Source organism: Massilia sp. S19_KUP03_FR1 (assembly GCF_036688685.1).
Classification (GTDB): Bacteria; Pseudomonadota; Gammaproteobacteria; order Burkholderiales; family Burkholderiaceae_D; genus JALYUM01.
Map to the genome: position 1 here is coordinate 1 of NZ_JAQQPS010000040.1, position 21220 is coordinate 21220.

At 64.0% G+C, this 21220-nt stretch carries 14 protein-coding genes and 1 pseudogene; 4 read left to right on the top strand and 11 right to left on the bottom strand.

Features of this window, described 5'->3' with window-relative positions:
- Nucleotides 1-298, bottom strand: a pseudogene (locus V6M87_RS26185) (hypothetical protein); the annotation flags it as partial.
- 73 nt (nt 299-371) lie between these two features.
- Between V6M87_RS26185 and V6M87_RS26190 the strand changes: the two are divergent.
- On the top strand, nt 372-2276 hold the full coding sequence (locus V6M87_RS26190; protein WP_332879618.1) for a CocE/NonD family hydrolase: 1905 nt from the start codon (nt 372-374) through the stop codon (nt 2274-2276).
- Here V6M87_RS26190 and V6M87_RS26195 read toward each other — a convergent pair.
- The 8 genes from V6M87_RS26195 to V6M87_RS26230 all read right to left on the bottom strand — a co-directional run bounded on the left by V6M87_RS26195 (nt 2249) and on the right by V6M87_RS26230 (nt 13656).
- The gene (locus V6M87_RS26195; RefSeq protein WP_332879619.1) at nt 2249-4948 is read right to left on the bottom strand and encodes a molybdopterin-dependent oxidoreductase; all 2700 of its coding nucleotides are present in this window, start codon (nt 4946-4948) and stop codon (nt 2249-2251) included. The two genes, V6M87_RS26190 and V6M87_RS26195, sit on opposite strands and share 28 nt — an antisense overlap.
- Nucleotides 4945-6174: an NAD(P)/FAD-dependent oxidoreductase gene (locus tag V6M87_RS26200; RefSeq protein ID WP_332879620.1), complete on the bottom strand. Its 1230-nt coding sequence runs from the start codon at nt 6172-6174 to the stop codon at nt 4945-4947. The genes V6M87_RS26195 and V6M87_RS26200 overlap by 4 nt, the downstream gene beginning before the upstream one ends.
- A 5-nt stretch (nt 6175-6179) precedes the next feature.
- A complete protein-coding gene (gene nirD, locus V6M87_RS26205) occupies nt 6180-6500 on the bottom strand; it encodes a nitrite reductase small subunit NirD (protein ID WP_332879621.1) in 321 nt (106 codons plus the stop codon).
- Nucleotides 6501-6510: 10 nt separating this feature from the next.
- The gene (nirB, locus tag V6M87_RS26210; protein WP_332879622.1) at nt 6511-9018 is read right to left on the bottom strand and encodes a nitrite reductase large subunit NirB; all 2508 of its coding nucleotides are present in this window, start codon (nt 9016-9018) and stop codon (nt 6511-6513) included.
- On the bottom strand, nt 9015-10310 hold the full coding sequence (locus V6M87_RS26215; RefSeq protein WP_332879623.1) for an MFS transporter: 1296 nt from the start codon (nt 10308-10310) through the stop codon (nt 9015-9017). Before V6M87_RS26215 ends, nirB begins: the two co-directional genes overlap by 4 nt.
- Before the next feature lie 249 nt (nt 10311-10559).
- On the bottom strand, nt 10560-11726 hold the full coding sequence (locus V6M87_RS26220; RefSeq protein WP_332879624.1) for a CmpA/NrtA family ABC transporter substrate-binding protein: 1167 nt from the start codon (nt 11724-11726) through the stop codon (nt 10560-10562).
- A 20-nt stretch (nt 11727-11746) separates the two neighbouring features.
- Nucleotides 11747-12382, bottom strand: coding sequence for an ANTAR domain-containing response regulator (locus V6M87_RS26225; RefSeq protein ID WP_332879625.1), 636 nt, complete (start codon nt 12380-12382; stop codon nt 11747-11749).
- A 74-nt stretch (nt 12383-12456) separates the two neighbouring features.
- On the bottom strand, nt 12457-13656 hold the full coding sequence (locus V6M87_RS26230) for an ROK family transcriptional regulator (protein WP_332879626.1): 1200 nt from the start codon (nt 13654-13656) through the stop codon (nt 12457-12459).
- 366 nt (nt 13657-14022) lie between these two features.
- Between V6M87_RS26230 and V6M87_RS26235 the strand changes: the two genes are divergently transcribed.
- From V6M87_RS26235 to glf, 3 genes are all read left to right on the top strand, one after another.
- Nucleotides 14023-14289: a hypothetical protein gene (locus V6M87_RS26235; RefSeq protein ID WP_332879627.1), complete on the top strand. Its 267-nt coding sequence runs from the start codon at nt 14023-14025 to the stop codon at nt 14287-14289.
- 247 nt (nt 14290-14536) lie between these two features.
- Nucleotides 14537-16906, top strand: coding sequence for a S9 family peptidase (locus V6M87_RS26240; protein WP_332879628.1), 2370 nt, complete (start codon nt 14537-14539; stop codon nt 16904-16906).
- Between the two features lie 139 nt (nt 16907-17045).
- Nucleotides 17046-18200: a UDP-galactopyranose mutase gene (glf, locus tag V6M87_RS26245; RefSeq protein ID WP_332879629.1), complete on the top strand. Its 1155-nt coding sequence runs from the start codon at nt 17046-17048 to the stop codon at nt 18198-18200.
- A gap of 57 nt (nt 18201-18257) precedes the next feature.
- Here glf and V6M87_RS26250 read toward each other — a convergent pair whose 3' ends face one another.
- Nucleotides 18258-18695: a hypothetical protein gene (locus tag V6M87_RS26250; RefSeq protein ID WP_332879630.1), complete on the bottom strand. Its 438-nt coding sequence runs from the start codon at nt 18693-18695 to the stop codon at nt 18258-18260.
- A 287-nt stretch (nt 18696-18982) separates the two neighbouring features.
- Nucleotides 18983-21220: YDG domain-containing protein (locus tag V6M87_RS26255; RefSeq protein WP_332879631.1), on the bottom strand; the 2238-nt coding region annotated here is incomplete at its 5' end.

Here is a 21220-nt window from a genome sequence, read left to right on the forward strand (position 1 = left end):
AGCAGTGTACGCAAAACGTGCCTGGCCTTGAAGAGTGGCCAACTGCGGATGGGTACATGATCCCACGAGTCGCTACAGCTATCGAGCCACCGATCTGCCCTGCCGCCCCGCCCCACGTCAATGGAATAGAGATCGTCTCCCTATCGAAGAACACATTGCTGTCGACCAGGTCGCCATGCCAGAAGACATACTCTTCGACCGGCGCGATGGCCTGCAAGTGCTGCCGCAGTGCTGCGGCCGTGGCGATGCCCGGCCACTGTGCAAGGCCCCGATTCCCGGCTCCCCCAAAAAGCTTCATCGCACACGATCATGACACCCTCGGCTGGTGTATGCTCACCGGCTTACCGACCAGCCTGCCAGGACCCACGCCGATGCCTCGTTTATCCCCGCTGACCAGCGCCATTTTCTCCGCCATCGCCCTCCTCGCCAGCCCGGCGTCCACCGCATTCGCACAGGATTACGCCAAATACAGCCCGGAGGCACAGGATAAAGAGCTGGCCAGCATTGCGACAGCGCGGCGCGGCATCATGGTCCCGATGCGCGATGGCGTGGCGCTGGCGACCGATGTCTACACACCGAAGAATGCCACCGGCCGCCTGCCGACCATCCTGTGGAAGACGCCATACAACGAACAGAAGCTGCGCGGCCCGACCATGCGCTATGTGCTCGAATCGGTAAAACGCGGTTATATCTTCATCGTCCAGAACGAGCGCGGGCGCTATTTCTCGCAAGGGAAATTTGAAATCCTCGGCAAGCCGCAAACCGACGGCTACGACACCCTGAGCTGGATCGCCGCGCAACCGTGGTCGAACGAGAAAGTCGGCACGCTGGGCTGCTCGTCGTCGGCAGAGTGGCAACTCGCGCTCGCGGGCATGAAGCATCCGGCCCACGCGGCCATGGTGCCAATGTCGGCCGGCGCCGGCATCGGCAAAGTGGGCCGCTTCCAGGAGCAGGGCAACTGGTACACCGGCGGCGTGCCGCGCAACCTGTTCTTCGTCTGGCTGTACGGCGTCGACAACCCACTGCGCGCACAATTGCCAGCGTCCGTCACCGACGAAAAAATGCGCGCGCGGCTCGAAAGCTACAACGACCTCGATGCAACGAAACCGAAGGTGGACTGGAACCGGCAACTGAAACACCTGCCGGTGAACCAGATGCTCTCCTCGCTGGGCGAACCGGCCGGCACCTTCGAGCAGTTCATCGACCGCACGCCTGCCGATCCGGCCTGGAACCAGGGTGGCCTGTACCACGAGGGCATGGGCTGGAGCGTGCCGGCGCTGTGGTTCAATACCTGGTACGACGTGTCGATCGGCCCGAACATGGAGCTGTTCAACCTGGCGCGCGCCGCGAACACGGACAAGGTCGCCAGCGCCAACCAGTACGCCGTGGTGGCGCCGGTGCCGCACTGCGCCTATTCGCGCCTGGGACCGGACACCAAGGTCGGCGAACGCGATATGGGTGACACCACCTTCGACGTCGATGGCGCAGTCTACAGCTGGTTCGACCGCTGGCTCAAAGGTGACGGCAAGGCGTTTCCGGCCTCGACGGCGCGCGTGCGCTACTACCTGATGGGCGCGAATCGATGGCAAAGCGCCGAGCAGTGGCCACCGAAAAACGTCCAGCCGCTGCGCCTGTACCTGCGCTCGGGCGGCAAAGCAAATACCCTCAACGGCGACGGCCGCCTCTTCGCCGAAGCGGCGCCGGCGAACGAAGCGCCGGACCGCTATCGCTACGATCCGATGAACCCGGTGCAGACGATCGGCGGCGGCGACTGCTGCAACGGCGGCGTCGTGATCCCGGGCGCGTTTGACCAACGCCCGATCGAAGCGCGCGGCGACGTGCTGGTCTACAGCACCGACGCGCTGACCAAGGCGGTCGACGTGGTCGGCTTTGTCGACGCGGTGCTGAAGGTGTCGTCCAGCGCGAAGGACACCGATTTTGCCGTCAAGCTGGTCGATGTGGCGCCGGACGGCACCGCGTGGATCATCGCCGACACGATTTTCCGCGCGCGCTACCGCAACGGCTACGACCAGCCGGTCATGCTGGCGCCCGGCGAAGTGGCGACCATCCGTCCGACCCCGATGACGACGGCCAACCGGTTCGGCGTGGGCCACCGGATCCGGGTCGAAGTGACGTCATCGAATTTCCCCAAATTCGTGCGCAACCTGAACACCGGTGGGCCGAACGAGAGCGAGAAGGTGGGTGTGGTTGCGGACAACGTCATCCACCATGCGGGCAATACGCAAAGTTATATCGAGTTGCCGGTGCTGCGCTGAATCGAGCCGGCAGCCTGATCGGACAGCAACTGGCGAATCTCGGGCACGCACGAACCGCAATTGCCGCCGGCTTTGACGCATGCGGTGACGCCCGCCACGTCGATCAGGCCATGCTGTTTGATGGCCGCGCAGATCGTGTTGCGGCCCACCCCAAAACATGAGCACACCGTCGGACCGACGTCGGCGACTGGTTCCGGCGAACGTCCCGCCAACAATCCCATGCGCTGCGGCGTCGACAGGACGCCTGCTTCGAACAGGCTGGCCAGCCACGCGCGCGCCGGCAGGTCGGCGCTCGGCGCGATGAAGATGCACGCATCGATGACGCCATCGACGAGGTGGGCCGCGCGATAGCTGCGGCCGCCCTTGTCTTCGTAGTCGAGCCAGTCGGCGTCGTCATCGTCGATGCCCAGCAGTGCGCGCGACCATTCGGTGGCGTTCCCGATCACGTTGCGTCCGGCCAGTTCATAACGAACGAACTGCGTCCCCTGGATTCTGGTCCAGCTGGCGACGCTGTCCAGCTCGAGCACGCGGCGGCTCAAAATAAACCCATGCCAGCGCACGCCGAACGGTTCGATGCGCACCGGCGTGTGCTTGAATTCCGGCTCGCCCGATACCGGATCGACCGCCGGGCTGACCACGGCACCCACGCGCGCATCGGACGCGGTCTGCCCGCTCCAGTGGATCGGGATGAAGACAGCGCCACGGGCCATGCCCCCGCCGTGCTGGACGCGCGCCACCATCTGGCCCCATGCGCTCGTCACGCGCGCCAGCTCGCCCGCGCGCACGCCATGCAGCAGCGCGTCCTGCGGATGCAGATCGATGAAGGGTTCCTGCACGTGGCTGGCCAGGCGCGGCGATTTGCCGGTGCGCGTCATCGTGTGCCATTGGTCGCGAACACGGCCGGTGTTGAGCGCCAGCGGATAGTCGTCAGTCGTCGCGTGAACCGGCAGGCGCGGCACGGTGGGGATGAAGCGCGCCTTGCCGTCCGGGTGGGCAAACACGCCGTCGCCGAACAGGCGTGGCGCGCCAAGCGGCCACTGCACAGGTTCGAGCGCGTCCCAGGCTTGCGGCGTCATGCCATCCAGACCGGCCAGCGTGAAGACGCGCGGGGTTCCGTGACCGTTCGTCCCCCAGTTGTTCCAGGTCGACAATCGCGCGTGTTCGTCGAAGATGGCAGCGGCATCCTCGAAATCGAAACCGTCGAATCCCATGCGGCGGGCCACCTCGCACAGCACCTGCCAGTCAGCCCGGGCCGACCCGGGCGCCGGCAGAAAGGCGCGCTGGCGCGAGATGCAACGCTCCGAGTTAGTCACCGTGCCATCCTTCTCGCCCCAGCCCAGGGCCGGCAACAGCACATCGGCATACGCATTGGTGTCGGTGCCAGAGACGATGTCGGAGACCACCACCAGATCGCAGCGAGCCAGCGCGCGCTTGACCTGGTCGGCATCGGGCAGGCTGACCACCGGGTTGGTGGCAATGATCCACACCGCTTTCACGGTACCGGCTTCGATTGCCTGGAACAGGTCAACCGCTTTCAGTCCAGGTTGATTGGCGACCCGTGGAGAATCCCAGAACGATTGCACCGTGTCGCGGTGCGCGGCATTGTCGAGCTCCATGTGCGCGGCCAGCATATTCGCCAGGCCGCCCACTTCGCGCCCGCCCATCGCGTTCGGCTGGCCGGTCAGCGAAAACGGCCCCATGCCGGGGCGGCCGATGCGGCTAGTGAGCAGGTGGCAATTGATGATGCTGTTGACCTTGTCGGAGCCGCTGGATGACTGGTTCACGCCCTGCGAATACGCGGTCACGACCTTTTCCGTCGCGCTGAACATGCGGTAAAACGCCAGCAGCTGCTGGGGGTCGACATGGCAGGCGGCCGCCACGAACAGGGGATCGGCGCAGTCGCCGCTGGCCGCCAAAGAGGCGTCGCGCCCGTTGGTGTGCGCGTGGATGAAGTCGACGTCCTGCGCCCCTTCGCGCGCGAGAAAGTGCAGCAGGCCGTTGAACAGCCAGACGTCGGTGCCAGGCTTGATGGGCAGATGCAGGTCGGCCAGCTCGCAACTGGCGGTGCGGCGCGGATCGATGACGACGATTTTCATGTGCGGGCGTTGTTCACGCGCGCGCAGGATGCGCTGGAACAGCGTCGGGTGGCACCAGGCCGTGTTGGAGCCGACCAGAACCACCAGGTCGGCCAGCTCGAAATCTTCGTAGCAGCCGGGCACGATGTCTTCGCCGAACGCGCGCTTGTGGCCGGCCACCGACGACGACATGCACAGGCGCGAATTGGTGTCGATATTGGCGCTGCCGATGTAGCCCTTCATCAGCTTGTTGGCGATGTAATAGTCTTCGGTGAGCAGCTGGCCGGAGACGTAGAACGCGACCGCATCGGGGCCGTGTGCGGCGATGATGTCCGTGAACGTGGTGGCGACCCGCGCCAGCGCCTCGTCCCAGCTGGTGTCGACCAGCACGCCGTTGACGCGCATCGCTGGCGCCAGCACGCGCCCGTCCAGGCTGAGCGTCTCGCCCAGCGCGGCGCCCTTCACGCACAGCAGGCCACGGCTGGCGGGGTGCGCCTCGTCGCCCGCGATGGCCACTGAACCGTCAGCCAAGGGCGTGGCCTTCACGCCGCAGCCAACGCCGCAATAGGGACAGGTAGTGCGTACTGCTAAGGTCATGCGGCTTCTCCGTGCTTGCAATGCGCTTCGCCGAACAGCAAACCGTGGCGCAGCGTGCGAATGTCGGTTTTCTGCTGGATCAGATCAAAATACCACGGACCATCGCGCACGTCGCCATACAGTACGGCGCCGGTCACGCAGTCGCCCTTGAGCACCAGCCGTTTATAGATGCCGCTGCGGCGGTCGCGCAGCACCAGGTCTTCACTGCCCTCCCCGCCGATGAAGTCGCCCACCGAGTACAGGTCGACGCCAGTCACTTTCAGCTTGGTCGGCGTGGCGCGCTGCACATAGCGCCGGTGGCCGGCGCCAGCCAGGTGGCCGGCGCAGACGCGCGCCTGGTCCCACAGCGGCGCCACCAGGCCGAAGGTGCTGCTGCGATGCTGCACACATTCGCCCACCGCGTAGACCCGCGGATCGTAAGTCTGCAGCGTGTCGTCGACCACGATGGCCCGCTCACAATGCAGGCCGGCCGACTGCGCCAGCGCGATGTTCGGGCGCACGCCGGCGGCCATGACGACCAGCGCCGCCGGCAACCCGCTGCCATCGGCGAATGCCACGCCCTCGACGCGCTTGCGGCCAAGGATGTGCGTGGTCTGTGTGTCCATGCGAAAGTGCAGTCCCTTGTCTTCCAGCGCGGTTTTCAGCAGCGCCGCCGCGGGCGGGTCGAGCTGTTGGTTCATCAGGCAGGCGCTGGCGTGGACCACAGTGACATGCATGCCGCGCCGCTGCAGCGCGTTGGCCGCCTCCAGTCCCAGCAGGCCGCCGCCGATGACGACCGCCTGCGCGCCGGGAATGGCGGCGGCCAGCATCGTGGCCACATCGGCCAGATCGCGAAAACCGACCACGCCGGGCAAGGTGTGGCCAGGCACCGGAATGATGAACGGCGACGAACCGGTGGCCAGCAGCAGGCGGTCGTACGGCACTTCCAGCCCTTTCTGCGAATGGACGAAACGGCGCCGGCGGTCGATTTTCACGATCGGGTCGCCGGCGTGCAGCACGATGCCGTTGTCGGCATACCACTGGCGCGTATGCAGCATGATGTCCTCGACCTGCTTGTCTCCGGCCAGCAGCGGCGAGAGCATGATACGGTTGTAATTGCCGTGCGGTTCGGCCCCGAACACGGTGATGTCGTACAGGTCGCGCTCGAGTGTCAACAGCTCTTCCACCGTGCGCATGCCGGCCATGCCGTTGCCGACGACGACCAGCGATTGCTTCGGTTTCCGCATTTGCGTCACCTCGAAATCCAGACCTGGCCGTCCATCACGCGGGCGCGGTAGCAAGCGACCGAATGCGCGCCTGATTCGATGCATGCGCCGCTCTGCAGGTCGAAATGCTGCTTGTAGAGCGGCGACGCCACCACGATGCGCTCGCCGATGCTGCCGACCAGGCCGCGCGACAGTACTGCGGCGCGCGAATGCGGGTCGACATTCCCGATCGCGAACACGGCATCAACGCCGACCCGAAACACGGCCACTTGCTCGTTTCCCAGCAAGGCGCACACGCCCGTGTCAGGCACGATATCGTCCAACGGGCACACCAGGGTCCATTCCATGCTCATCTCCTCAGGCCGCGCGAACAATCGGAATCGTGCGTCGGGCCGGGCGAATTTGCCCGCGCTCGGCTTCAAACACGACCTTGTCGTCCAGCTTGTCGCTGTTGACGAAATGGCGGAAGCGCTTGCGCGTGGCCGGGTCTTCCACTGCGTTTTTCCACTCGCATGCATAGGTGTCGACCACGTGCTGCATCTCCACATCCAACTGCGCGCCGACGCCCAGGCTGTCCTTGACCACCACCTGTTTCAGGTAATCGAGGCCGCCTTCGAGGTTGTCGCGCCAGGTGCTGGTGCGCTGCAGGCGGTCGGCGGTGCGCACATAAAACATCAGGAAGCGGTCGATCAGCCGCACCGCCGCCGCCTCATCGAGTTCGGTGGCCAGCAGTTCCGCGTGGCGCGGCTTCATGCCGCCATTGCCGCACACGTACAGGTTCCAGCCTTTTTCGGTGGCGATCAGGCCGACATCCTTGCCCTGCGCTTCGGCGCACTCGCGCGTGCAGCCGGACACGCCGAACTTGATTTTATGGGGCGTGCGCAGGCCCTTGTAACGGTTCTCCAGGGCGATGGCGAAACCCATGGAGTCCGCGACGCCGTAACGGCACCAGGTCGAGCCGACGCAGGATTTCACGGTGCGCAGCGATTTGCCGTAGGCATGGCCCGATTCGAAGCCGGCCGCGATCAGCTCTTCCCAGATCAGCGGCAACTGCTCCACGCGCGCGCCGAACAGGTCAACCCGCGCGCCGCCCGTGATCTTGGTGTACAGGCCATATTTTTTGGCGACCATGCCCACGGCGATCAGGCCGTCGGCCGTCACTTCCCCGCCCGGCATGCGCGGCACGACGGAATAACTGCCATCCTTCTGGATATTCCCCAGAAAATAATCGTTCGAGTCCTGCAGGCTTGCGTGCTCCGGCTTTAACACGAAATCGTTCCAGGTCGAGGCCAGGATGTTCGCCGCGACCGGCTTGCACACATCGCAGCCAAGGCCCTTGCCGTGGCCGGCCAGCAGCGCGCCGAAGGTGGTAATGCGGTTCACGCGCACCAGGTCGTACAGTTCCTGGCGCGAGTAAGCGAAGTGTTCACACAGGTGGTTGTTCACTTCGAGACCCTGTTTCGTCATCTCCGCTTTCATCACCTGCGTGACCAGCGCGACGCAGCCGCCGCAGGCCGTGCCGGCGCCCGTGCAGCTTTTCAGTGCACCGATCGACGTGGCGCCACCGGCCACCGCCGCGCACAAGGCACCTTTCGAGACATCGTTGCAGGAGCAGATCTGCGCAGTATCCGGTAGCGCATCGACGCCCAGCGCCGGACGCGCCTTGCCGTCGGACGAAGGCAAAATGAGAAACTCCGGTGACGCGGGCAGCGCAATTTTATTCAACATCATCTGCAACAGCGTGCCGTATTCGCTGGCGTCGCCCACCAGCACGGCGCCCAGCAACTGCGTGCCGCAGTTTGAAACCACCAGCTTCTTGTAGACCTGCTTGCGCTCATCGACGAACTGGTAGCTGCGCGCACCCGGTGCGCTGGCGTGCGGGTCGCCGATGCTGGCGACGTCGACCCCCATCAGTTTCAGTTTGGTGCTCATGTCCGCGCCCGTGAACGCGCCTTCGCCGCCGGTGAGGATGCGCGCCACTGTGCGCGCCATGTCGTAGCCCGGTGCGACCAGACCGTACACCTGGCCATTCCACGCGGCGCATTCGCCGATGGCAAACACGTCCGGGTCGCTGGTGACGCACTGGCTGTCGATGGCGACGCCGCCGCGCGGGCCGAGCGCCAGGCCGCAGGAACGGGCCAGCTCGTCGCGTGGACGGATCCCGGCCGAGAACACGATCATGTCGGTTTCCAGGAAGGTGCCGTCGGCGAACAGCATGCGGTGCGTGGCTGTCTCGCCATCGACAATCGCCGTCGTGCTTTTGCTCACGTGTGCCGTCACGCCCAGTTCCTCGATCTTCGCGCGCAAGGTGCGCGCGCCGCCGTCGTCGACCTGCACCGCCATCAGGCGCGGCGCGAATTCGACCACGTGCGTCGCCAGTCCCAGGTCGCGCAGCGCCTTGGCGCATTCGAGACCGAGCAAGCCGCCGCCGATGACGACACCCGTCTTCGAGCGGGCACCGCACTCACGCATCGCTTCCAGGTCTTCGATGGTGCGATAGACGAAGCAGTCCTTGCGGTCCTTGCCCGGCAACGGCGGCACGAAGGGATAGGAGCCGGTGGCGAACACCAGCTTGTCGTAATCGATCACGGCGCCATCAACGAGAGTCACGTTTTTGGCAGCAAGGTCGACGGCCTGCGCCTTCGCGTTCAGACGCAAATCGAGGTGGGCGCGGTCGAAAAAGCCCGGCGTCACCAGCGACAGATCTTGCGCAGACTTACCGGCAAAAAATTCGGACAGGTGCACGCGGTCGTAGGCCGGCCGCGGCTCTTCGCACAGGACCGTGACGTCGATCCTGGGCGCATTCTGCACGGACTCGACGAATTTGTGGCCCACCATGCCGTGGCCGATGACGACGATTTTCATGCTGCCGCCGGCGCCGTGGTGTTGTCCGCCGCGACCGTGAAGCGCACGGCGATTGCGCACATGCTGGAAGCGACCACCAGCGCGCTGAGGATGGTCAGCGTGGTCTGGATGCTGCCGTTCCCCTTCATCAGGAAGCCGGCCAGCACGGCGCCGACGTTGCCGCCTGCGCCGACGATGCCGGCCACGCCGCCCAGCGCCTTGCTGTCGATGAACGGCACCAGGGCATAGGTCGCGCCGCAGGCCATGTGGGTGCACAGGCCAAAACTAAGCATGGCGATGATGGCGAACGTCACGCTGCCGGCGTGGGCGAACCACAGCAGGCCGAGACCCTCGCCAATCATCAGCACGAACAGCAGCGTAACGCGGGTGTTGAGCGTGCCGCGCGCGGCGCCTTTGTCGGACAGCCAGCCACCCAGGGCGCGGGCAAACAGCGCCAGCAGGCCGAAACTGCCGGCCGCAAACCCGGCCGCTTTCAGCGACAGGCCGAAGTGGTCGACGTAATACACGGCGGCGATGTTATGGATAAACAGCTCGATGCCGAAGCAGGCGCCGTAGGTGACGAACAGCAGCCAGGTCCGGTAATTCGCGGACGCGGTCTTGAAACTGTCCCAGCCACCTTTCTTGCCACCCTCGATCGGGATGCCGGCCGCGCGCATGGCATCGTAATTCCCGTCCGGGCAATCCTGCGTATATTTATAGTAGACCACGGCCATGATCAGCATCAGCACGCCCGGCATCAGCAGCGCCACGCGCCAGCCCAGCGTTTCCGACACGCCCAGCATGATCACGGCGCCCATCAGCAGCGGCATCAGCGCCTGCGCGGCGCCGCCGCCGGCATTGCCCCAGCCGGCCGCCGCCGCGTTGGCCGTCCCCACCACTTTTGGCGCGAACATGACGGAGGTGTGGTACTGGGTGATGACGAAGCTGGCCCCGGCCGCGCCGATCCCGAGGCGGAACATGAGGAAGGTTTCGTAGCTGTGCGCGAAGGCCACGCCAATGACGGGGATGGCGCCGATGGCCAGCAAGCCCGTGTAGGTTTTGCGCGGGCCGTAGCGGTCGCACAGCGGGCCGACGAGCAAGCGCACGAGAATGGTGATGGCGACGGCGGCAATATTGATGTTGGCGATCTGCGCCATCGACAGGCCGAATTCGCCTTTGATGACCGGCATCAGCGGCGCGCAGGCGAACCAGGCAAAGAAACAGACGAAGAACGCCATCCAGGTCAGGTGGAAGGCGCGCATTTGCGGCGTGTTGAAGGTGAACAGTGCGATCTTGTCAGCTTTGGTGGCCATGATAGTCCCGAGGTCAGGAATACGATAAAACGCAAAAAGCGTCCGCCCTCCAAAGCTTGATAGCTGAGTCGAGCGGACGCCGTTGTCCTTGTGCCGCCCCGTCGTTGGGACAGCTGAATTGGTTGCGGATCGCCGTTGATCCTGCAAGTTAGTCTATGCAAGCGCCGTGCCAGATGCCGCCAGGGGCGCCACCGCCATCGTCACGCAAGCTTGCGGTGCGCCGTGCGCGAAAATGATGCGCCGTGCGCGTCAGGCCAGTGCAGAAATGGCGAACGAGGCCGCGTAGCCAGCCGGATCGGTGCCGTCCCAGACCTTGCCGTCCATCAAGGTGCTCGATCTCAGCGTGGCGCGCGGTGAGGCCACGCCGGCCATCTCGGCCGCTTCACGGTACAGGGCGATGCGATTGACCTCGGTGGCCACGGCCAGGTAATCCGGACCGCTTTTCAGCAGGCCCCAACGGCGCTGCTGGGTCAGGAACCACATCCCGTCCGACAGGTAGGGGTAGTTGGCCGCGCCGTGGGCATGGAAACGCAGGCAGTGCGGATCCTTCCAACGCTTTCCAAAGCCATTGTCGTAAAAGCCCAGCAGGCGCGGCTCGATCACTTCGCGGCCCGCATTCACGAACGCCGGGCTGGCGATGACTTCCGTGGTGGCCTGGCGGTTGGTCAGCGAGGCATCGATCCAGCGGCACGCGTCGAGAATGGCCGCGATCAGCGCGCGCGCCGTGTTCGGACACTCTTCGACGAACGCGGCGCTCGAGCCAAGCACCTTGCCCGGGTGGTCGCGCCAAATTTGCTGGCTGGTGGCGACCGTCACGCCGAAGCGGTCGGCGGCGGCGCGCTCGCCCCATGGCTCGCCGGCGCAAAAGCCGTCCATGTGACCGGCACCCAGGTTGGCGGCCATCTGGGTCGGCGGCACGGTCACCATGGCGCAGTCGTTGAGCGGATCGATGCCGGCTGCGGCCAGCCAGTAATTGAGCCACATGGCGTGGTTACCGGTCGGGAAGGTCTGGGCGAACGTGTAGCGGCGCGGCTCCGCCTGCATCACCTTCGCCAGGCCCGGACCGTCGATGGCGCCCGCCTGCGCGAGCGCGCGCGAGAGCGTGATCGACTGGCCGTTCTGGCTCATGTTCATCAACACCGCCATCTTCTGCGCCGCGCAGCCGACGCCCATCTGCACGCCATACATCAGGCCATACAGCACGTGGCCGGCGTCGAGCGAGCCGCTGGTGAGGCGGTCGCGCAGGCCGGACCACGAATGCTCGCGGCTCATCACGATCTTGATGCCGTACTTTTCATCGAAGCCCAGCACCGACGCCATTACCAGCGGGGCGCAATCGGTCAGCGGCAAAAAGCCTACCCGTACCGTTTTTTTTTCCGGCTTGGCGGCAGTGCCAACATTACCTTGAATTGTCATGCTCTTCTCCACCTGCGCGCTTAACCGAGCAGGTCTTCCACGTCCACAATACGTTGGGCGACATCCGCCAATTTCAGGTTTTTGTTCATGGCCATGGCGCGCAGGCGCGCGTAGGCTTGTTCTTCGCTCAGCTCGCCGCGCCGCATCAGCAGGCCCTTGGCACGCTCGATCACCTTGCGCTCCTGGAGCTTCTGGCGCGTTTCGCTCAGTTCGTCGAGCAGCACCTGCTCGCGTTTGAAGCGTGCCAGGGCCACGTCGAGCACCGGTTTGATGCGCGCCGGCTGCAAGCCGGCCACGATATAGGCCGACACGCCGGCCGCCATGGCCGCATCCATGCTCGACGTCGACTGGTCGTCGGTGAACAGGACGATGGGGCGGCGCGCGTCGCGGGTGGCGATGACGATGTGTTCGAGGACGTCGCGCGCGTCCGATTCGCTGTCGACGATGATCATGTCGGGCGCCAGCTGGGCGATGCGCTCGGGCAGGAAGAAGTCGGCAGGGAGCGACGCGACGATGTCGTAGCCCGATTCCAGCAGGCCGATGCGCAGGTCAGCGCCGCGCTGGGCCTGCGCGGCAAGCGCGGCGTCGCCTTCGTCGTCGGGCAGGACGACGGTATTCACGACGACAATGCGCAGCTTGCGGGGGGGTGATTTCATGCATCTGTATAAGCAAGATGAGTGCCATGCGGCATTGAACAGGCCGCCGGAAATCCTGCGGGGGCGCGCGCGCGCTACGCCAGCTTCAAAAACAGCGCATGCGCAGGCGCGAAGTTGGCGTGCAAGGGCAAATACGCGGCGCCAGTCACCTTGGCATCGACCCCGATCGCGCCCTGTTGCAGGGTCGGCTTCATGACCCCTTCCCAGCTGTAACGCCCCATCGCCGTGCGCACCGCCTCCAGCAAACGCACCAGCAAGGCCGCATGCATGGCCCCGTCGACGATCACGCCATCGAGGTCGAGCAGGCAGGCGGACCCGTTGATGGCAAACGCCAGCGCGCCGGCCGCGTCGCGCAGCCAGCGCTCGGTGACCGCCAGCCATGCCCCCTGCAACATGCGCTCATCGAGCGGCCCCAGCACGGTCAGGCCGGCTGCGGCGTACATCTGTTCAAGCGTCACCAGCGAAGCCACGCCCAGCAATTGCGGCGGCCGCGCCGGGCCTGCCAGCGCCAGCGGCATCGAGCCGACTGCGCCGGCATTGCCATACACGCCGCTGTGCGGCTGGCCGTCGATCACCAGCGCGCCGCCGACCAGCGTGTCGACGAACAGGTACAGATAACTTCTCAGGCTGCCCCCACGCCCGGCTACCAGTTCGGCCACGCAGGCAGCGGCGGTGTCCTTGGCAAATTCCACCGGCAGGCGTGTCAGGCGCTGCAGGCGCTCGCGCATGCTGGTGCGGGTCCAGGCGTCGGCATCCTGGGGCGACATGTGCACCAGTTGTTGCCAGCCACCGAACATCAGCGGTGCGGCCAGCCCGATGCCGGTCAGGCGCGGCAAGTCCGCGCCCAGCAGGGTTTCCATCTTCTGCAGCTGGCGCGCGATTTCTGCAAACACGGCGTCGACGTCTGGCGTGCCGTAGGCGATGCAGGCGTGGTAGCGGGTGGCGCCGGCAAAGTCGAGCAGCATCACGTCGAGCTTGCGTCTGCCAATCTGGATGCCGATCGAAAACGCTCCGTCCGGCGCCAGTGCAATCGGCTGCGACGGCTGGCCGACTTTGCCCCGCAGAGAATCGAGCTTGCATACCAGGCCTTCGTCGAGCAGGCGGTTGACGATCACCGACACCGTCTGCGTACTCAGGAGCGTCAGCCGCGCCACCTCCGCCTTCGGCAGGCTGCCGTGCAGCCGGATGGCCTGCAGCACGACCCGCTCATTGAATTCGCGCATGCCGATCTGGTTGGAACCCAGGGTAGGAGGCGCGCAGGATGGAATGGGCATGGAATGTCGGGCGGTGAGGAGAAGCGCACAGTAGGCAGCAGCCAGGACTGTATGCAGAACGGGCAGTATAGATCTGGAGAATTAATACATCAATGTGATTTGTTGTATTCGTGATATTTGAGCGAAAGGTAGCCGTGCAATCGAGGCGACTAACAGTCTTGTCCGTGCGGAAAACTGCTTGCCACATGAAAAGTTATCGCCGAATAAATTTCTCTAGAGATATATGTTTGGCGTATCGATGGTATCGAAAGGGAAGTCAATTGATATTCACAATTCGTATCGCCTACATCACAAATCAAAATTTTCTTTATGGCTTAAACGTATTTATACTGCGCTGCATCAACACAGTATTCATCCGAGGAACACATGAACACCGCAACAATCAACAGCGCACCACAGAACAGCCTGCTGCAACAATTTGCCAACCTGCGCCGGGCGCTGGGCAATTTCTCCAGCGCCCTTTACGCAGCCCAGGCCCGTGAATTCACGGTTGCCGATCCTGTCATTCCAGTGGCCCTGAGCTCCCGCGCCCGTCAGTTCGCCCTGGAGGAATTGTTTTCGCTTGCGAACCAGCACCAGCAACACTCCCCTAGTCTTTCCACCGAATTACGTTTCATTGCCTCGAGAGGATAAATCATGAACACCGTCGAATACGTCTCCATCGCCATCGCCATCGCCGTCATGGCCGCCCGCATCATCATGTTTTTCCCACGTTCGGGCAAAAACAACGCCGCAACCGCAGCATAAACTGACGCCTGCGCGCATATATTGCGCGCTTGTATCAGCAGTCCCCGGTCAGGGTCGCCTGCGCTAGAATGCCTTCTCGCAATATCTTGCGACGAAGGCATTTTCCGTTTCCAGACCCCTCACTTCCTCTCCGATGCGACTTCCTGTCCTGACCTTGCTTACCGCGCTGAGCGCGTTGTCCACTTTGCCGGCACATGCCGCCACGCCCGCCACCCCGATTACCCTCGACCAGGCCATGGCCAATCCCGACTGGATCGGCACACCCGCCGAGCAGGCCTGGTGGCGCTGGGACAGCAAACAGGTTTTTTACCGTCAAAAGCGCATCGGCTCGCCACTGCGCGACACCTACCAGGCCGGGGTCACGCCGCGCATCGTGGCCGACGCGGAGCTCGGCACGCTCGACAGCGCCGCCGTCATCTATAACCGCGAGCGCACGCGCAGCCTGTTCCTGAGAAATGGCGACCTGTTTGAACGCGATCTGAAAAGCGGCGCCCTGATCCAAATTTCGCGCGGCATGGCCGGCGTCGCCAACGTCCAGTTCTCCAGCGACGGCAGCAAGGTGCAATACCGCAGCGGCGCCGACTGGTACAGCTGGAACCGTCTTGATCGTATCAACGCGCCCGTGGCCCTGCTGCGCGCCAGCAAAGATCCGGCTGCCGCGCCGGATGACGATTCGATGCGCACGCTGCAGCTGCGTTTGATCACCACCTTGAAGCGCCAGAAAGACGATCGTGACGCCAACCGCGCCAAGGCCGAGCAGGAACGCAGCGCCGACGCATCGCGCGCGCCACTGCCAATTTACCTGGGCGACAAGATCGTCATCGACAGCAGCGTGCTCTCGCCCGATGGCCGCTACCTGCTGGTGGTCACCGCGCCGAAAGGCAGCGAAAAGGGCCGCATCGGCAAGATGCCGCGCTACGTGACCGAATCGGGATACGAAGAATTCGACGACCAGCGCACCCGCGTCGGTCGCAACATGCCGACCCCGAACCTGCTGAAACTGATCGACCTGCGCACCAATAAAGTGGTGGACGTGCCGTTCGACACCCTGCCCGGCATCACGACCGACCCGCTGGCCGCCATGCGCAGCGCGCAAAAACTCGATGCAATCAAAGGCAACCGCCCGCTGCGCATCGCCGACGACGGCGACGGCATCCACTGGAACGCGAACGGTACGCAGGCAGCCGTCATGCTGCGCTCGATCGACAACAAGGACCGCTGGATCGCCACCGTCGATCTGGCCGCGGCCAAACTGAAGGCGGCGCACCGCCTGACGGATGTGGCCTGGGTCAATTACGACAACAGCGAGTTCGGCTGGCTGCCGGACAACAACACCCTGTGGTTCCTGTCCGAAGAAACCGGTTACTCGCAGCTGTACACCTTGAACGACGGCCACCAGCGCGCGCTTACCACTGGCAACTGGGAAGCGTCCGACATCACCTGGTCGAGCGACGGCAGCACCGCATACATGCTGTGCAATCGCGCCACCCCGGGCGTGTATGAAGTGTGCGCGGCGTCGATCAAAGACGGCGCCACCAAAGAAGTCACCGCATTCGACGGCGGCGTCGAACGCTTCGCCGTCTCGCCCGACCAGTCGACATTGCTGGTGCAGTATTCGTCAGCCTACATGCCGTCGCAACTGGCGACCGTGGCCGTGCGCGGCGGGACGACCGTGAAACTGACCGATACCCGCAGTGCAGCATTCAAGGCGCGCAGCTGGGTGCAGCCGGAAATTGTCGCCGTGCCGTCGACCCATGGCGCCGGCCCCATCTGGGCCAAGCTGTATCGGCCGGCACAAATGAATGCGTCCAAAAAATACCCGGTGGTCATGTTCGTGCACGGCGCCGGCTACCTGCAAAACGTCACGAAGCGTTATCCGGTGTATTTCCGCGAGCAGATGTTCCATAACCTGCTGGTGCAGCAAGGCTACATCGTGCTGGACATGGACTACCGCGCGTCGAAAGGCTATGGCGCCAAATGGCGTACCGCAATTTACCGCCAGATGGGCCATCCCGAACTGGACGACTACCTCGACGGCGTGAACTGGATGGTGGCCAATCACCAGGGCGACGCGAAAAACGTCGGCATTTACGGTGGCAGCTATGGCGGTTTCATGACCTTCATGGGACTGATGCGCGCGCCGGACGTGTTCAAATCCGGCGCGGCGTTGCGCCCGGTATCGGACTGGACCACCTACAACCACGAGTACACGGCGAATATTCTGAACACGCCGGACGTCGATCCGGAAGCCTATAAGGTATCGTCGCCGATCGAGTTCGCGGAAAATTTGAAGGGCCACCTGCTGATCGCGCACGGCATGATCGACGACAACGTGTTCTACCAGGACTCTGTGCGCATGTCGCAGCGTCTCATCGAGCTGAAAAAGGACAACTGGGAACTGGCCAGCTATCCGCTCGAACGCCACGGTTTCGTGCAGCCGGAGAGCTGGTACGACGAATACCGTCGCATCAACCAGTTGTTCGAACGCACCCTCAAGAACTGATTTTTCTGGCGCAAGCGCGACCGCGTTTCCGTGTTCTAACGTACAGAGTTGCAATTAATGTACGACTTACAATCGTCTGATCTGCGGTAACCACGAGTAGGTTCCGCGCGTCAACAACGATGATGAGACAGGACACCAGATGAAAAAGAGTATCGCCATTGTCGGCGCCGGTTTCTCCGGCGCCGTCATCGCCAACCAGCTGGCACACGCCGGCTATACGGTCGAGGTTTTCGAGACCCGCCCCCACGTGGCCGGCAATTGCCACTCCGAACGCGATGCAGAAACGGGCGTCATGCTGCACGTGTATGGCCCGCACATTTTTCACACCGACAATGAGCGCGCGTGGGAATTCGTCAACCGCTTCAGCGAATTCAAGCCGTACGTGAACCGCGTCAAGGCGATTACCAACGACCGCGTCTACACGCTGCCGATCAATCTGCTGACCATCAACCAGTTCTTCGGCAAGACCTTCCGTCCGGCCGAAGCACAAGCCTTCCTGGCCGAGCTGGGCGACAAGACCATCGAGAACCCGCTGACGTTCGAAGACCAGGCGCTGCGCTTCGTCGGGCGCGAATTGTATGAAGCGTTTTTCAAGACCTACACGATCAAGCAATGGGGTTTGTCGCCCAGCGAACTGCCGGCCAGCATTCTGAAACGCCTGCCGGTGCGCTTCAATTACGACGACAATTACTTCAACCACAAATACCAGGGCATGCCGGTGGACGGCTACACCACGCTGGTGGAAAAAATGTTCGAGGTGCCGGGCATTAGCGTCCACCTGTCGACGCCCTTCGACCCTGCCTCGAAGGCCGATTACGAGCACGTGTTCTATGCCGGCCCGATCGACGCGTGGTTCAGGCACACCGAAGGCCGCCTGCCCTACCGCACGCTCGATTTCGAGGTGTTCCGCGACCAGGGCGATTACCAGGGCAATGCCGTCGTCAATTATTGCGACAATGCCGAGCCGTACACGCGCATCACCGAGCACAAGCATTTCTCGCCGTGGGAGCAGCATGAAGGCACGATCATGTACAAGGAATACAGCCGCCAGTGCGAAGAGAACGATATTCCGTACTACCCGATCCGCCTTGCGCGCGACAAGGCGCAGCTGGAGCGCTACGTGAACATCGCGCGGGATGAAGCAAACGTCACCTTTGTCGGCCGGCTGGGCACCTACCGCTACCTCGACATGGATGTGACCATCCACGAAGCCTTGAACACGGCCGACAAATTCCTGGCGTGCGCCAGCGACAAGACGAAGATGCCGGCGTTTGTGGTCGATCCGCTGGGTTGACCAGTCGCCGGGCGCCGGCTGTTCAATCGCGTCGTCGGCGCCTGGCGCGACTGCTTACTAACGCACGACGCATTCGACTGCGCCCTGATTGGCAGTCGCGCCAACGACCGGGCTCGCCTGAAACGAAGTGAAAGACGGTGGCGCCGAAAACGGGATGCCGGGATTGGTCGGCAAGGTCAGTGGGGGCGAGGTGAAGCTCGGAGTAAAGCCAAACTGGCCGCTCGTCAAATCGAGCGAACCGCCGTTATTTTTCACGGCGATCTGGCCGTTGAGGACATTCACATACAGGCCCGGCGCGAGCGACGGGGCCCCGGCTTGCGCGCCCGGGGAGACCGGCGCTGGCGACAACGTCGGGACATACTCGGCGATGAAATACGTGCCATGGATGCCGATGGTGGCGACCGGCGTTTTCAGGGCGAATTTTTCCCGGTTGCGTTTGCCCAGCAGGCCGGACTGGGAACGCACGCCGCCATGCACCATGGCTGAACGACGCACGATCGGCCTCGGGCTGGCTTGCTTCAAAGTTGAACTGTTCAATGACGAAGGTGGTCGACGGCTTGAGCGTGATTTCGCTGTCGTCGATAAATTTCACCAAGGCATAGGTGTTTTTCTCCGTCACCATCGTGTCGCCCGACTCGACCCGTGACTGCAAGGCCAGGATCTTGACCTTGCCGTCCGGCTTCTTGACCATCAGCGGCCCGCTCAGCTGCATCACCGTGCCGGCCACTTGCGCAGCGCAAGTCTGCATGCCCAGGCACGCCAGTCCCAGCGACAGCAGCGAATTAGTTGCAGTAAGTCTTTTTAATGGAGTCATCTTTTTTGCTTCCTGTGGTGGAGTTGCTGTCGCTTTTCGTCACGGACTGCCCGAACTGTTCAACATTACTGAAGCTGCCATTGGGCGTCGGATTGGGGATTTGTAAGGACGTATTGATGAGGTTGATTGCCTCGCGCACAGCGACAATGACTACCGGGCTGGTGGGCGTGGTCGTCGCTACGCCATTGATGACCGGCAGCGTGCCGCTGGCAAATACCGACGACGGCATCTGCACGCTGCCCAGCGGCGCGCGCAGCGTCAACGGCGCACCGTGGCTGTCAATCCGTACGCCGCTGACGGCGCTGATATTGCCGGTGCGGGCCAGCAGACTCATGCTGCCGGCGGCGCCCGCTTCCAGCGCCGACGTACCATTGAGTGCGATCGAAGCGTTCGCGTCGAGCGCCAACGCGCGCGCTGCACGCACGGCCGCCGCGCCTTCGAGCGTGATATCGGCGCCGGCCGTGACGGTCACGTCATTGCCCTGGATGACGCCGCGTACCATGACCGGGCCGTGCGCCGTCACCGACACATTGCCGCCGTTGGCGTTGATGGCGTGGGTTTCGATGCCGCCAATATTCTCGATGACGATATTGCCCGAACCGGTACCCAGGCTACCCAGCAGCAGCTGGCCAGACGCCGTCGTGCTGGTCAGCGCGATGCCGCCGGCGCCGCTATTGCTGGCCGTGAAGCTGGCAACCAGGTTGCCCTTGTTGTTCAGCGTCGCGCCGCTTTGCGACTGGGTCGTCAGGCTGTCAGTCACCACGGCGCCGCTCTGCGCGATGGCGCCGCCAGGCGCGCTCAGGCTGATGCTTTGCGCCGCCAGGCTGGCGAAGAGCAGGTCGCCGCTGGCCTGGCTGGCCGCCAGCGCGCCGCCCAGCGCGATGCTGCCGGCGCTCTGGCTGAAGCTGTTGCTCACTGCCAGGCTGCCGCTGCCGTCCAGCGCGCCGCCGGTTTGCGCATAATTGGCCACTGCCAGAGCGCCCGTCAGTGCCAGCTTGCCGCCGCTGATCTGCAAGTCGCGCACGGACGCGCTGTCGGTCGTCGCCTGGCCGATGCGCAAGCTGCCGCCGCTCAGGTTCAGGCCACGGCCAAAGTTGATGGTGCCCAACACCGTGTCGCCAGCGGCCGCATCGTAAATAATGCTGCCACTGCCGGCTGCGGCGGTGGCAGCCAGCACGTTCGACGCATCCGGCGCCACGCCGTTTTCCCAGTTGGCCGCGTCGCTCCACAAGCCGCCAGCCGGGCCGGTCCACGTTGACAGTGCGCGTTGCGCAATATCGGCCTGGGTCACGCCGCCAGTGTTGCTCAAGGTATAGTTCCCGGCATCGCTACCGGCCAGGCGGAAACCGCTGGCCGTGACGACTTTGCCGGCGCCGGCGTTCTTGTCGGCGAAAACGCCGCTGCCACCCGTCAGGCTGACGGCATCCTGGGCGATGACGCCGCCCAGCGTGCCGCTGACGCTGGCCGTTTGCGTGCCGTCATACACCTTGTTGCTGGCGCTCACGGCGCTCAGGGACAATGCCGCCGGCGTGATGGTGGCCAGCAAACCGGCTGGCGTTACCACGCGATAATTGCCAGCGTCCGCGCCGCCCAGCGCGACACCGCTCAGCGATACCGGCTTGTTGACACCGACGTTCTTGTCCGCGAAGCTTGCCTGGACGGCGACGCTCAGGATATCGCCGTCGAGGCGGTCGTCGCCGAGGCTGACGCTGGCGCTGCGCGTGCCGTCGTAGACCCTGTCACCGCCGCTATAGCGCAGATTGAGCGCGCGCGCCGTGATATCCGCCGTCGTCGATCCGGTGGTCGATGCCAGCGTGTAGTTGCCCGCATCGGCACCCGACAGGCGCACATCGCTGACCACGACCGCTTTACCGCTGGCCGCATTCTTGTCGCCAAAAACCGCAGTAGCCACAACTTTCAACACATCGCCACCGATGCGATTGTCGCTGCTGGTGACGCTGGCCGCCGTGGTGCCGTTATAGGTCTTGTTGACGCCGGCAAAGCTGGCACTCAGTTCAAGGGCCGTGATGGCGGCGGACGTCGAAGCCGTGCTCGACGCCAGCGTGTAGTTGCCCGCATCCGCACCCGACAAGGTCACGCCGCTGACCGAAACAGCCTTGCCACTGGCCGCGTTCTTGTCGCCGAAGGCCGCCGTCGCCGCAACATTCAACACATCGCCGTCGATGCGGTTGTCGCTGCTGGTGAC